Annotated in this window: 13 protein-coding genes and 1 other annotated feature; all 13 genes read left to right on the plus strand. The window is 47.2% G+C overall.

Annotated features, from left to right (window positions below; all coding sequences use genetic code 11):
* The first annotated feature begins 173 nt into the window (after positions 1-173).
* The 13 genes from ftsA to ileS all read left to right on the plus strand — a co-directional run bounded on the left by ftsA (position 174) and on the right by ileS (position 13,696).
* Positions 174-1,457 (plus strand): cell division protein FtsA, encoded by a 1,284-nt coding sequence (gene ftsA, locus CHI14_RS18105; RefSeq protein ID WP_095289980.1) that lies wholly within the window; start codon positions 174-176, stop codon positions 1,455-1,457.
* Positions 1,458-1,605: 148 nt separating this feature from the next.
* Positions 1,606-2,718: a cell division protein FtsZ gene (gene ftsZ / locus CHI14_RS18110; RefSeq protein ID WP_095289982.1), complete on the plus strand. Its 1,113-nt coding sequence runs from the start codon at positions 1,606-1,608 to the stop codon at positions 2,716-2,718.
* A 255-nt stretch (positions 2,719-2,973) separates the two neighbouring features.
* The gene (gene spoIIGA / locus CHI14_RS18115) at positions 2,974-3,954 is read left to right on the plus strand and encodes a sigma-E processing peptidase SpoIIGA (RefSeq protein WP_095290170.1); all 981 of its coding nucleotides are present in this window, start codon (positions 2,974-2,976) and stop codon (positions 3,952-3,954) included.
* An 11-nt stretch (positions 3,955-3,965) separates the two neighbouring features.
* A complete protein-coding gene (gene sigE / locus CHI14_RS18120; protein WP_095289983.1) occupies positions 3,966-4,688 on the plus strand; it encodes an RNA polymerase sporulation sigma factor SigE in 723 nt (240 codons plus the stop codon).
* Positions 4,689-4,799: 111 nt separating this feature from the next.
* Entirely contained in the window at positions 4,800-5,582 is a 783-nt protein-coding gene (gene sigG / locus CHI14_RS18125) for an RNA polymerase sporulation sigma factor SigG (RefSeq protein WP_095289985.1), read from the plus strand.
* 252 nt (positions 5,583-5,834) lie between these two features.
* Complete coding sequence (locus CHI14_RS18130; protein ID WP_095289986.1) at positions 5,835-6,227, plus strand: YlmC/YmxH family sporulation protein; 393 nt, start codon at positions 5,835-5,837, stop codon at positions 6,225-6,227.
* A gap of 51 nt (positions 6,228-6,278) precedes the next feature.
* The gene (pgeF, locus tag CHI14_RS18135) at positions 6,279-7,178 is read left to right on the plus strand and encodes a peptidoglycan editing factor PgeF (RefSeq protein ID WP_095289988.1); all 900 of its coding nucleotides are present in this window, start codon (positions 6,279-6,281) and stop codon (positions 7,176-7,178) included.
* 6 nt (positions 7,179-7,184) lie between these two features.
* Positions 7,185-7,886, plus strand: a complete 702-nt coding sequence (locus CHI14_RS18140; protein WP_095289989.1) for a YggS family pyridoxal phosphate-dependent enzyme — start codon at positions 7,185-7,187, stop codon at positions 7,884-7,886.
* Positions 7,877-8,344 (plus strand): cell division protein SepF, encoded by a 468-nt coding sequence (locus tag CHI14_RS18145; protein WP_095289991.1) that lies wholly within the window; start codon positions 7,877-7,879, stop codon positions 8,342-8,344. Before CHI14_RS18140 ends, CHI14_RS18145 begins: the two co-directional genes overlap by 10 nt.
* 7 nt (positions 8,345-8,351) lie before the next feature.
* A complete protein-coding gene (locus CHI14_RS18150) occupies positions 8,352-8,615 on the plus strand; it encodes a YggT family protein (RefSeq protein ID WP_227779725.1) in 264 nt (87 codons plus the stop codon).
* 19 nt (positions 8,616-8,634) lie between these two features.
* Positions 8,635-9,417, plus strand: a complete 783-nt coding sequence (locus CHI14_RS18155) for a YlmH family RNA-binding protein (protein WP_095289992.1) — start codon at positions 8,635-8,637, stop codon at positions 9,415-9,417.
* Between the two features lie 245 nt (positions 9,418-9,662).
* The gene (locus tag CHI14_RS18160; RefSeq protein WP_056696170.1) at positions 9,663-10,172 is read left to right on the plus strand and encodes a DivIVA domain-containing protein; all 510 of its coding nucleotides are present in this window, start codon (positions 9,663-9,665) and stop codon (positions 10,170-10,172) included.
* Between the two features lie 58 nt (positions 10,173-10,230).
* Positions 10,231-10,520, plus strand: a binding site (T-box leader).
* 77 nt (positions 10,521-10,597) lie between these two features.
* Complete coding sequence (gene ileS / locus CHI14_RS18165) at positions 10,598-13,696, plus strand: isoleucine--tRNA ligase (RefSeq protein ID WP_095289994.1); 3,099 nt, start codon at positions 10,598-10,600, stop codon at positions 13,694-13,696.
* Positions 13,697-13,887 lie beyond the last annotated feature (191 nt).

A 13,887-nucleotide genomic window follows, 5' to 3' on the forward strand; every position in this document is an offset into this window, starting at 1 on the left:
GCACATCAGTTGTCTCCTTCTTTTTTCTTCAAGGTTTTATGTCTCACAACCAGATCTTGGCACCCAAAAAAATTGTAGAAAAAAGAGGGAAAGCCTAACGTGTGTTGAATATGTTTTAAGAGTGTTTAAACCCGAACGTAATTTTACTATTGGAGTCAGGAGGTGCCACAGACTTGAGCAACAATGACATCATTGTTAGTTTGGACATCGGTACATCCAAAATTCGCGCTATTATTGGGGAAATTAATAATGGAACCTTTAATATTATTGGAGTTGGATCTGCCGACTCGGAGGGAATTCGCAAAGGTGTAATCGTAGATATCGATCAGACGGTGCAGTCGATCCGCAATGCAGTGGATCATGCTGAACGTATGGTAGGTATTCAAATATCCGAAGTATATGTTGGAATCTCAGGAAATCATATCGGACTGATGAGCAGTCACGGCGTCGTGGCAGTGTCTAACGAGGATCGTGAAATCGGAGAAGAAGACATGGAACGGGTGTTGAAAGCAGCCGAGGTGATTGCGGTTCCGCCGGAACGGGAAATTATTGATGTTGTCGCCAAGCAGTACGTTGTAGACGGCTTGGAGGGCATACAGGATCCCCGGGGTATGATTGGAGTTCGACTGGAAGTTGAGGCAACAATCATAACGGGTGCAAAAACCGCGATACATAATCTTTTGCGCTGCGTGGAAAAAGCGGGTCTGAAGGTAAGCGATCTGGTGCTCATGTCACTTGGAGCAGGTCAGCTTGCTTTATCTAAGGACGAAAAAACGATGGGATCTGTTCTTGTTGATATTGGAGCAGGTGCAACAACCATCGCTGTCTTTGAGGAAGACAGTCTTGTTGCAACGTCAACCCTGCCGATCGGTGGCGAATTTGTTACCAACGATATTGCGTATGGATTGCGTACCTTAACAGATCAAGCCGAAAAGGTGAAGCTGAAATATGGCTGCGCATGGCTTGATGATGCTGCGGCTGACGTCATGTTCAAAGTCACGCGAATCGGCAGCAATGTGGACAAGGAATTCTCGCAGGAGGACCTTGCTGCTATTATCGAACCGCGTGTTCAGGAAATATTCCAGATGATTTCCCAAGAAGTGAAGCGCCTCGGTTACACGGAGCTTCCCGGAGGTTATATACTAACGGGAGGAACTGTCTCTATGCCAGGGGTTCTGCAAGTAGCTCAGCATGAGCTTGCTGCATCGGTACGAATTGCTGTTCCGGATTACATCGGTGTTCGCGACCCGGGCTACACAAGCGGTGTCGGCATTTTGCACAGTGTAATTCGCAGTTTGCGCATTCGTCCATCGGTAAGCAGCGGCGGTGGCAGCAACAATAATAATAACAACAACAAGAAACCGACCAACCGTGTTAAGCCGAGTGCGTCTCCGGAATCGGAGCAAAAACCGGGTTTGTTCGAACGGCTGAAAAATATGTTCAGCGAATTTATATAACAGGTTGAATCTATTTCATACTTCTAGAAGCCGTCTGAATGCGCTGGTATTAATATATACGCCTTCGTTCGTCGATATATGAAATTGATTCGGTTCAATCAAAAATTGGACGGGCCATCCATGCACATTGAGGGGGAGATGGAATAATATGTTGGAATTTGATTTCGAGATGGAGAGCTTGGCTCAAATAAAAGTCATCGGTGTAGGCGGCGGCGGAAGCAATGCAGTCAACCGTATGATTGAAAATGGTGTACAAGGTGTAGAATTTATAACGGTGAATACGGATGCTCAAGCATTGCATCTGGCGAAATCCGAACATAAACTGCAAATCGGTGATAAACTGACCCGTGGTCTTGGCGCAGGTGCCAACCCGGATGTAGGTAAAAAAGCAGCCGAAGAATCCCGCGATTTGATCATGAACACATTGAAAGGGGCGGACATGGTATTTGTAACTGCCGGTATGGGCGGTGGTACAGGTACAGGTGCAGCTCCAGTCATCGCTGAGATTGCCAAAGAGTGCGGTGCGCTTACCGTAGGTGTGGTTACACGGCCATTCACTTTCGAAGGACGCAAACGTTCCAGCCATGCAGAGCAAGGGATTGAAGCTCTCAAGGAAAAAGTGGATACGCTGATTGTCATTCCGAATGACCGCTTGCTTGAAATCGTAGATAAAAAGACGCCGATGCTTGAGGCGTTCCGTCAAGCAGATAACGTACTTCGTCAAGCAGTACAAGGTATCTCGGATCTGATCGCTGTACCGGGTCTGATCAACCTTGACTTTGCAGACGTAAAAACCATTATGACTGAACGCGGATCTGCTTTGATGGGAATCGGAGAAGCAACAGGTGAAAATCGTGCGGCTGAGGCTGCTCGCAAAGCGATTATGAGCCCATTGCTGGAAACGTCCATTGAAGGTGCTCGTGGGGTTATCATGAACATCACAGGTGGCATCAACCTGTCACTTTATGAAGTGAATGAAGCTGCCGAGATCGTTACATCGGCATCCGATCCGGAAGTGAACATGATCTTCGGTGCCATCATTGATGAAAATCTGAAAGAAGAAATCAAGGTTACGGTTATTGCTACTGGTTTTGAAGACAAGCCTGTCTCACCACCACCAGGACGCAAACCGGTACCAACGAGTGAGCCTGCTGAGAATCGCTCGCCTAATCTTCGCCCGTTCGGGAACCAACCGAGCAGTGATCAGCTGGATATTCCGACATTTTTGCGCAATCGCTCACGCAATAACAATAACGATTAAGCAGCACTCATATTTAACTTCAAACCCGGTTCTCCTTATGGAGAAACCGGGTTTTTCTGTTTTTCTATCTACAGCATATCAAACAGAAATGAACAAATTCTGAACAAGGGTCACGAGGAATTACGACAAAAAAAGTTGAGACGACACCCCCATGATTAGACAGACTTTGAACAGGAAGCTCCTTATACTTGTGTGTATGCTCATAGAATATCGGAACAGCGCTATACCGATATTTGGTACGAGGCAGGTGAAGAGTTGGTCGTTTATGTTGATCTTATTTTTTTGACAAACCTGTGTATTGACGGTGCACTCATCGGACTTACAGCCTGGATGCGCAAAACGAAGCTGGTTTGGTGGAGATGGCTGCTGTCTTCCATTGTGGGCGCCCTCTATGTCGTTATGATGTTTGTACCGGAGTTTGATTTTATGTTTACCTTTTTGATCAAGTTTGGTTTGTCACTCGTCATGTTGTTTATCGCTTTTGGTTTTAAGGGCCTCCAGGTGTTTCTGAGGAATTTGGGTACCTTCTATGTCATTAACTTCGTCGCTGCCGGAGGCATTTTAGGTATACACTACATGCTTCAGAGTTCGGGCGAGCTGTTTAACGGAATTTGGTATACAGCCTCGGGCGGAATGTCTTTTGATCTGAAGATCGCCTTCTGGTTTACTTTTATCGTATTCTTTGCTGTGCTGTTTTTATTCAAAGCCGTGCAAAGTTCCAAGCGCAAATCAGACCGTATGACAACCTATCTGGGACAAGTGCTGGTTTATATCGATGATGTAACTATTTCTTGTACAGGCCTTGTCGATACCGGTAATCAACTCACGGACCCTCTTTCCCGTCTGCCGGTTATGGTGATGGAGGTTTCACTGTGGCAAGACATGCTGCCTGCTTCCTGGAAAGGCCGGTTGAAGGAAGAAGCACCGGACAACCTCATTATGGAGCTGGATCAGGAGGATTTTCGCTGGCAGGGTCGACTAAGACTGGTACCCTATCGTGGTATCAACAAGGGGACGGCATTTATGCTGGCAATCAAGCCTGATCTGGTGAGAGTGACATTGGATCAACTGAGTTATGAGACAACCAAAGTACTAATCGGGCTGGATGGCGGAGTGTTGTCGTCAGAAGGAAAGTACCGCGCGGTCATTCACCCTGAGCTTGTGCAAGACGCTGCCTCTGCGCAGTCTACGGCTCTCTCTGCGGGAGCAACAGAAAAGCCGCTGAATGTGGTATAGGAGGAACGTACATGCTTGTGAAATGGAAACTGGTGGCGCAGCTGCAGTATTACCGTCTGTTATTTCTGCTTGGTTTGAAGAGTGAGGAGATCTATTATATTGGAGGCAGTGAAGCCCTGCCGCCTCCACTAACGCGGGAAGAAGAGGAATTTTTGCTGCAAAAGCTCTCTTCAGGGGATGCTGCAATTCGCGCCATGCTGATTGAACGAAACCTTCGCCTGGTCGTGTACATCGCTCGCAAGTTTGAAAACACAGGCATTAACATTGAGGATCTGGTTTCCATTGGAGCTATCGGGCTCATCAAGGCTGTCAATACGTTTGATCCGGAAAAGAAAATCAAGCTGGCGACATATGCCTCGCGATGCATTGAAAATGAAATATTGATGTACCTGCGGCGTAACAGCAAAATTCGGACAGAAGTTTCTTTTGATGAACCACTCAACATTGACTGGGATGGAAATGAGCTATTATTATCGGATGTTCTGGGTACCGAGAACGATACAATCTATCGAAATATTGAAGAGCAGGTAGATCGGAAGCTTCTCCATAAGGCCTTGGAAAAATTGACCGAACGTGAGCGGATGATTATGGAGCTTCGCTTTGGCTTGACGGACGGGGAGGAAAAGACACAAAAAGATGTCGCAGATTTGCTTGGAATCTCCCAATCCTACATCTCTCGTCTGGAAAAAAGAATCATTAAAAGACTCCGCAAGGAGTTTAATAAGATGGTCTGATCTTGTGCTTTTAATATAATGGGTATTAATGGCAAGGATGCCAGGGACGAATAAAAAAGCCTGCCCCGGAGATAATGTACATTAATGTTTCTCCTTGGGAGGTAAATCACGATGACCCGAAACAAAGTCGAGATTTGTGGCGTGGACACCGCAAAATTGCCTGTCCTCACCAACACAGAAATGCGGGAATTGTTTCATTCCCTACAGCAGCACCATGATCGCTCAGCAAGAGAGAAATTAGTGAATGGCAACCTGCGGCTTGTACTCAGTGTCATTCAGCGCTTTAACAATCGGGGGGAGTTTGTCGATGATCTGTTCCAGGTTGGTTGTATCGGCCTGATGAAAGCCATTGATAATTTTGATTTATCCCAGAATGTCAAATTTTCAACGTACGCAGTACCGATGATTATCGGTGAGATCCGTCGTTATCTGCGTGACAATAACCCGATCCGGGTATCCCGATCATTACGGGACATCGCATATAAGGCGCTTCAGGTTCGCGACAGTCTGACCAACAAAAATTCTCGTGAACCGACTATATTCGAAATTTCCGAAGCATTGAACGTGCCCAAGGAAGATGTAGTTTTTGCACTGGATGCCATTCAAGATCCGGTATCACTATTCGAACCCATCTATCATGACGGTGGAGATCCAATCTATGTGATGGACCAGATCAGTGATGACAAAAACAAGGATGTGTCGTGGATTGAGGAAATTGCACTGCGCGAGGCCATGCATCGTCTCGGACAGCGGGAGAAAATGATTCTGTCCATGCGGTTTTTTGAAGGCAAAACACAGATGGAAGTTGCCGATGAGATTGGAATTTCCCAAGCTCAGGTATCCCGTCTGGAAAAATCGGCAATACAGCAGATGCAGAAACATGTGAAGACGTAACATCACTTCATTCACAAGGACGGTCTAACGGTTGAAATCCGTTGGTCGTCTTTTTCTATTTTTAAAGACATACGATTAGCTCTGGAGAGAACTGCGATCGAATGAGCGGCTTTAAAGAGAACGCCCAGTTTCGGATTAAGCTGTACTAATTTCAGGGATACCCCGAAAAACAGGACATTTTTCGCCTATAAAACATATATTGTATAGAAGCGTTGAACGGTATAAGCGGACTAGGCGGGGGGCGAGCGACAGATGAAAGTAAACGCAAGTGAGTCGGCACAAAGAGGGATGAAGATCTCGGATTTTCAGACAAAGGATGTCATTAACATCACGGATGGCAAACGTCTGGGGCAGATTAGTGATCTGGAACTGGATCTAAAGCAGGGACGAATCGAAGCCATCGTGGTACCCGGTTACAGCCGGTTCATGGGGTTGTTCGGGGGCGGAACGGATCTGGTTATTCCCTGGAGGAACATTGTTAAGATCGGTTCGGATGTTATTTTGGTTAAACTGGATGAAGTCAGGGAAACGAGCTACGATGAGCGAGATCGCGAAGCAAAGATGTATGATGAACAGCAAAGCAGCCGTGTGGAGCGGGTTGAACGCCTGGAACGATTGGACCGAAGCCAGCGTCGAACGATATAATCAAGACAGAACGTGGCTCATTTGGTACACTGGAAGCTGTGAGGTGATAAAATGGAACCCTTTGTTCTGAATAAACAACTTTTCGAACGGACTGAAGATCAAGTGGTGAATGGAAGCCCAGATCCGTTGTTATTATATGTGGAGCCGTGGAGAGAACAGTTCAACCGAATGACGGCAGGGTTTACCACAAGAGAGGGAGGGGTGGGCAGTAAACCCTATGCCACTCTAAACTGCGCTTATCATGTTGGCGATGATCCTTCAGACGTTTTGGCAAATCGTCGTCTGGTGGCCGAAAAGCTTGGTTTCTCGGTGAGCGCCTGGACGTGTGGTGAACAGGTCCATGGCAAACATGTAGCCGTTATACGAGCTGAGGATCGAGGTAGAGGTCTGATGGATCGACAGTCAGCGCTGCAGGACACGGATGGCTTGGTCACCAATGTACCTGGTGTGCTGCTTACTTCCTTTTATGCGGATTGTGTTCCGCTATATTTCTACGACCCGATGCAACAAGCCGTGGGGCTTGCTCATGCGGGGTGGAAAGGGACCGTTGCCGGCATTGCCCAGTCAATGGTTGAAACGATGGAACGGGAATATGGAAGCCGGGCACAGGATATCCGGACAGCTATAGGCCCTTCCATTGGGGATTGCTGTTATGAAGTGGATGAGGCAGTTATGCAGCATGTACGGGTTTGGTTTGAATCTGCTCCGGGTAATGATGAATACAACAACTCTGTGCAGGGCCGAGCATATCATTCGTCTGGAAATGGAAAGACGATGTTAAACTTGAAAGAATGTAATCGACACATTATGATGAAAGCAGGAATATTGCCGGATCATATCGAATGTACAACGTGGTGTACAAGCTGCCACCCGGAACTGTTTTTCTCGTATCGCAAGGAAAATGGAACGACCGGAAGAATGGCGAGCTGGATTGGGCTGGAAGAGAGGTGACCCTCTGTGTCATTGGAGGAGCGAATTCAACAGGTAAATCAGAAGATCGAAGCTGCATGCCAGCGCAGTGGCCGTCAGCGCGAAGACGTAAATGTGATTGCGGTCACGAAGTACGTCTCCCTTGAAACGACAGGCGCTGTGCTGGAAAGTGGCCTTGAGCATATTGGAGAGAACCGCTGGCAGGATGCACAAGCCAAGTGGGAAGCATTTGGTCAGCAAGGAACATGGCATTTTATCGGTCACTTGCAGACCAACAAAGTGAAAGACGTCATAGGCAAATTCCGCTACATACATTCACTGGATCGTTTGTCTCTGGCCAAGGAGCTGGACAAAAAGGCAGCTGCTCTGGGGACACAAGTGGAAACATTTTTGCAGGTGAATATTTCGGGTGAAGAGAGCAAATATGGATTGCAGCCCGAACAGGCGATTTCATTTTTGCGTGAGATCAGCAGCTTCAGCAACTTGAAGGTCGTCGGTCTGATGACCATGGCTCCCCACGAAGAGGATCCGGAGCTTACGCGTCCCGTATTTCGTGGACTGCGTGAGCTGAGAGACCATTTGAATGGACAAGCGCTGACATCGGAACCATTGACTCAGCTATCGATGGGAATGTCCAATGATTTTGAAGTGGCGATTGAAGAAGGGGCAACATGGGTACGGCTGGGATCAATTCTCGTAGGAAAAGAGGAGGGTTCACGATGGGCGTAATGAATAAATTCATGAATTTCCTTGGTCTTCAAGAAGAGGAAGAGATTGTGGAACGCGAACGTTTGGCTGCACAAGAGGAGGCTGAATCTGAACAACAGGAAGCTGAAACCTCCAGTCTAGATAAACGTAGAAACCAAAGGGGGAATAATGTTGTGAGCATTCATTCCCAGAAAAATGTTAAAGTTGTCCTTTATGAACCGCGTTCCTATGACGAGGCTCAAGAAATTGCCGATCACCTTCGTTCACATCGTACAGTGGTTGTGAACCTGCAGCGGGTGCGCCAAGATCAGGCACTGCGCGTTATTGATTTTTTGAGTGGGACAGTCTACGCACTGGGCGGGGGAATTTCTAAAATTGGCGGCAACATTTTTCTCTGTACGCCGGATACCGTTGAAATTCAAGGAGCAATTACGGAAATACTGGCTGACAGCGAGCAAGATTACAACAGAATGAGGTGAGCCGCTTTTGTATCAACTTCAAGTCGTCGTGTTTTACCTGTTTGAGATTTATTTCTACATGATTATTGGATATGTATTGATGTCGTGGCTTCCGAACGCGCGGGAGAGCGTCATTGGTGAGTGGCTTGCCAAATTGGTGGAACCCTATCTGAGTCCTTTCAGACGTTTCATTCCGCCTTTGTTCGGCATGCTGGACATCTCACCAATCGTTGCGTTAATTACTCTTCAACTGGCGAGATCAGGTTTGCTCTCGATCATCAGCTACTTCTGATAGGGTAGGGTGAACATAGATGAGTGGTGAAATTTACGAACATTTTAGCCATGATGAGCGTGACTTCGTGGATAAAGCCTCGGATTGGGTGGAACGCGCTGGCAAGCTTCATGATATGAAGCTAACGGACTTTCTTGACCCAAGACAGGCCTTTATATTGCAAACGCTTGTCAATCGTCGCAATGACGTCCAGATTCGTCTGGACGGAGGCTACGAGGCAGCTGAACGCAAACGTGCGCTGATTGCGCCAGATTATCGGTATCTCGATGATGAGGATATGGGTATGCAGGTGCTTAGCATCACGTCAGATGATCAGAAAATTACAGAGCTGGAGCACGGGGACTACATGGGAGCCTTGCTCGGGCTTGGACTGAAACGCGGCAAGATCGGAGATATCCAAGTGCTGGATGACGGATGCCACACCGTGGTGGCAGCGGAGACCGGCGCTTTTTTATCGCTTCAATTGACCCAGGTTCATCGGGTTCATGTGTTTACAGAGCTGCTTCCTCTGGATCAGATGAGGTGGTCGGAGAGCAAACTGGAGACGATGGATATCACTGTTGCATCCTTGCGTCTGGACGGAATTTGTGCGGATGTGTACCGACTGAGTCGCAGTAAAGTTCTAGTTCCCATCAAAGCGGGCCGATGCCGGGTAAATTGGAAAGTCGAGGAAGATCCGTCCAAAGCTCTGAAAGCCGGGGACGTGGTCTCCATTCAAGGTTTTGGCCGTTTCAAGGTGCTGGAACAGGATGGGATGACCAAAAAGGGACGTTGTCGTGTAAAAATCGGCAAATTTGCTTAGCGGCATTGCAGGAAAACCCGTTTTCTTGTCGAAATGTTTAAGATAAAGGTGTAAAAAACATTCGCTGTTTCCGATATACATTGAAGTGCAAAGTCGATATAACCGTATTGGAATCAGAACGTCGATTCTGCAAGTGCAAGTCGTTCAAGCTGCTATATGACATCTTGCATACGACCCTTTGGGTGATACCCATGTGCTGCAAACCTTCTCGGAACGGGAAGGAACTTTAACAGGAGGTGGACAGCATGCCATTAACGCCGCTGGACATACATAACAAGGAATTTTCCCGACGCTTGCGCGGGTATGACGAGGATGAAGTCAATGAATTCCTGGATCAAGTCATCAAAGATTACGAAGGCGTCATTCGCGAGAACAAAGAGCTGAGCAATCAGTTGCTGTCCGTTCAGGAGAAACTGGATCATTTTGCTACAATTGAAGAGACGCTCAGCAAAACGATTATCATAGCGCAGGAAGCAGCCGACGATGTGAAGAACAATGCGAAGAAGGAAGCACAGCTCATTGTGAAGGAAGCAGAGAAAAATGCTGACCGGATCGTGAACGAGTCCTTGGCGAAATCCCGCAAGATTGCTTTGGAAGTGGAAGAACTGAAAAAGCAGGCTTCGATCTACCGGGCGCGTTTCCGTACGCTTGTTGAAGCTCAGCTCGAACTGCTGTCCCAGGATGGATGGGAAGCACTGGAGAGTCGCGAACAGGAAGTCCGTGATCGTGAACGGGAAATGAAGGAAATTTATTAGTCTGACTGCCCGGTTGACTTTTGACTCTAAAGAGGCTATAACTATATTCATAATGAATAATGATTCCATGACGGGTTCAAGTACGTTATGATCTCATCCCTCAGAGAGTTGGCGTTTGGTGCAAGCCAATGGATGAGTTATAGCCGAATATCTCCCCGGAGAAGTGACGCTGAAGCGGTGATGAATGGCCGTGCGTAAGCGAAACCGTAAGCCGAACGTTATATCGGCACCCTGCTGTAGTGAAGCGGGGCACAAGTGCTGTTAATGACAAAGCATACCCATGTGATTGGATATGGTTTGTGATGAACAGAATTAGGGTGGTAACGCGAGCACAACCTCGTCCCTTTCCAGGGATGGGGTTTTTTTGTGTCCAAAAATGTGAATTGTGGACGGTCCACAATCCAATTATTGAAAGGAAGATCATGATGCAAAGAGTGGATGTCAAAGAAAAAGCACGCGCTAGAGAACTACGCATGCTAAACAAGTGGAAAACGGAAAATACGTTTAAGAAATCAATCGAGAACCGTGAAGGCAAACCGAATTTCGTGTTTTACGAAGGACCGCCAACGGCAAACGGCAAGCCGCATATCGGTCACGTGCTGGGACGCGTTATTAAGGACTTTGTAGGACGTTACAATACGATGAAAGGTTACCGCGTGGTTCGTAAAGCGGGCTGGGATACGCATGGATTGCCTGTTGAGCTTGGAGTACAGAAGAAGCTCGGCATTTCCCATAAGTGGGAGATCGAAGATTACGGCGTGGAAAAATTCATCAACGAATGTAAAGCGAGCGTATTTGAATATGAACAGCAATGGCGTGATCTGACAGAAGGTATTGCTTACTGGACAGATATGGATAACCCGTACATCACGCTGGACAACAATTACATTGAGAGTGTATGGAATATCCTTGCTACGATTCATGAAAAAGGACTTCTCTACCGCGGACATCGTGTGAGTCCATACTGTCCATCTTGTCAGACTACCCTGAGTTCCCATGAAGTTGCCCAAGGGTACAAGGATGTCAAAGATCTTAGTGCCACAGCCAAATTTAAGCTGGATGACAGCGGCGAATTTGTGCTTGCCTGGACGACTACGCCTTGGACACTGCCTTCACACGTTGCACTCGCGGTTAATCCGGACATGGATTATTCTCGTGTACGCCAGGGCGAAGAAGTGTATATCATGGCAACCAATCTCGTGGAAAAAGTCATGAAGGACTCGAAAGGCAAGTATGAAGTCATTGGTGCACTGAAAGGCTCTGATTTAGTTGGTAAAACGTATGATCCACCATTCAACTACGTGCAGGCTGAAAAAACGAACGTCATTCTGGGTGCAAGCTTTGTAACGGATGCAAGTGGTACAGGGATTGTACACATGGCTCCAGCACATGGTGAGGACGATTACCGGGTATGCCGCGAGAATGGCATCAGTTTTGTCAACATGGTGGACCTTGAAGGTAAATTTGTGACACAGGTTACCGATTTCGCGGGACGCTTCGTTAAGGATTGCGATATTGATATCGTGAGAAGTCTGTCCGAGAAAGGCCGCCTGTTCAGCAAAGAGAAATATGAGCACAGCTACCCATTCTGCTGGCGTTGTGATACACCGCTTCTCTACTATGCAATGGACAGCTGGTTTATCCAAACCACAGCGATCAAGGATCAACTGATTGCAAACAACAGTGAAGTGGAATGGTACCCAGGCCACGTTCGTGAAGGACGTTTCGGAAAATTCCTGGAAGATCTGGTGGATTGGAACATCAGCCGTGATCGCTACTGGGGAACACCGCTGAACATCTGGGTATGTGAAGAGACTGGCGAACAGTTCGCTCCGCACAGCATCGCTGAGCTGCGTGCACGTGCCGTTGGAGATGTACCAGAGAACCTGGAACTGCACAAACCATACGTAGACGAAGTCAAAGTACTCAGCTCCTGTGGCAAATATGAGATGAAACGTACTCCGGAAGTGATTGATGTCTGGTTTGACAGTGGTTCCATGCCATTTGCCCAGCAGCACTATCCGTTTGAAAATAAAGAAACGTTTGAACAGCAATACCCTGCGGATATGATCTGCGAAGGGATTGACCAAACACGTGGCTGGTTCTACAGCTTGCTGGCTGTATCTACTCTTTTGACAGGCAAAGCACCTTACAAGGCGGTTATGGCAACAGGCCACGTATTGGATGAGAACGGTCAGAAGATGTCGAAATCCAAAGGTAACGTTATTGATCCATGGGAAGTCATTGAAGAATATGGTACAGATGCGTTCCGTTGGGCTCTGTTGTCTGACAGTGCACCGTGGAACAGTAAACGTTTCTCCAAAGGCATTGTGGGTGAAGCGAAATCCAAAATGGTGGATACATTGGTTAACACGCATGCATTCCTGACGTTGTACGCGACCATTGATGGTTTTGATCCACAGGAACATCCGTTTAAGCCTTCAGCGCATAAGCTGGATCGCTGGATTCTGTCAAGACTGAACAGTCTGATCATCGTTGTGGAAAAGGCGCTGTCCGTCAATGACTATCTGAATTCATCCAAAGCGATTGAAGCCTTCGTCGATGAGCTGAGCAACTGGTACATTCGTCGTTCCCGTGACCGTTTCTGGGGAAGTGGATTGACCGAAGATAAACTGGATGCATATCGCACACTTACAGAGGTGCTTGTGACCACAGCCAAGCTGGTTGCGCCATTCACACCAATGCTTGCGGAAGATATCTATCTGAACTTGACTACAGGTGAAAGTGTTCATATGGAAGATTACCCGACAGCTAATGAAGCGTTGATCGATCTGGATCTCGAACAGGATATGGAGACAGCTCGCCGAGTGGTCGAACTCGCTCGTAACGTGCGTAACGAAACAGGTATCAAGAATCGCCAGCCGCTGTCCGAGTTAATCGTTTCGCTTGATAAAGGATTTGATCTGGCGAGCTATGAAGAGATCATCAAGGATGAGATCAATGTCAAAGGTATCCGTACGGAGCATAACGATGCCGAATTCGTTGATTTCACATTGAAACTCAATCTGAAAGTAGCGGGGAAAAAATATGGCAAGAACGTAGGTTTCCTGCAGAACTTCTTCAAAGGCATGTCAGCGGATGAAACACGCAAAGTGGTGACGGAAGGCGTGCTGAATGTGGTTTCTCCGGAAGGAGAAGAACTGCAGGTGACAAGTGAAGAGCTGCTGGTGGAGAAACAAGCCAAGTCCGGTTTTGCTTCGGCATCGGGGTACGGTCTTACAGTAGCACTCAACACCGAGATCACAACTGCATTGGAACAGGAAGGCTGGGTACGTGAAGTTGTACGTTCCGTACAAGACACACGTAAAAAATTGGATCTGCCGATTGAGAAGAGAGTACGCCTGACACTGGATGTTGATCCTGAGCTCCAGGCTGCAATCGAGGCATTTGATGAGGTTCTGCGTGAGAATGTACTCGTTACTGAAGTCACATTTGGTACCCATGAAGCTATGGAACGCATTGAAGCTGGCGGTAAAGCAATGGGCGTTTATATCGAGGTGTAACCCCATTCTCTTTTGATACAGATGAATCGATGAACTCAAGTTACAAATGGATCCTAAATGAAGTAGAGTATCTCTATTCCATTTAGGAAAGGATATAGAGTATAGACAAACGAGCCTTAGACTCAGGGAATAATCCCTGTATCTTGGCTCGTTTGGTTTTTATGCAAATGGGCAATGATTTCTATTGTGCA

This window comes from Paenibacillus sp. 7516 (assembly GCF_002272715.1).
In the GTDB taxonomy this organism is placed as follows: Bacteria; Bacillota; Bacilli; order Paenibacillales; family Paenibacillaceae; genus Paenibacillus; species Paenibacillus illinoisensis_A.

Excerpts from the sequence above, each read along its gene's own strand:
- ileS (WP_095289994.1), top strand. The coding sequence starts at position 10,598 with ATGCAAAGAGTGGATGTCAAAGAAAAAGCACGCGCTAGAGAACTACGC.
- CHI14_RS18145 (WP_095289991.1), top strand. The coding sequence starts at position 7,877 with ATGGGCGTAATGAATAAATTCATGAATTTCCTTGGTCTTCAAGAAGAG.
- sigE (WP_095289983.1), top strand. The coding sequence starts at position 3,966 with ATGCTTGTGAAATGGAAACTGGTGGCGCAGCTGCAGTATTACCGTCTG.
- CHI14_RS18155 (WP_095289992.1), top strand. The coding sequence starts at position 8,635 with ATGAGTGGTGAAATTTACGAACATTTTAGCCATGATGAGCGTGACTTC.
- pgeF (WP_095289988.1), top strand. The coding sequence starts at position 6,279 with ATGGAACCCTTTGTTCTGAATAAACAACTTTTCGAACGGACTGAAGAT.
- CHI14_RS18130 (WP_095289986.1), top strand. The coding sequence starts at position 5,835 with ATGAAAGTAAACGCAAGTGAGTCGGCACAAAGAGGGATGAAGATCTCG.
- sigG (WP_095289985.1), top strand. The coding sequence starts at position 4,800 with ATGACCCGAAACAAAGTCGAGATTTGTGGCGTGGACACCGCAAAATTG.
- ftsZ (WP_095289982.1), top strand. The coding sequence starts at position 1,606 with ATGTTGGAATTTGATTTCGAGATGGAGAGCTTGGCTCAAATAAAAGTC.
- CHI14_RS18160 (WP_056696170.1), top strand. The coding sequence starts at position 9,663 with ATGCCATTAACGCCGCTGGACATACATAACAAGGAATTTTCCCGACGC.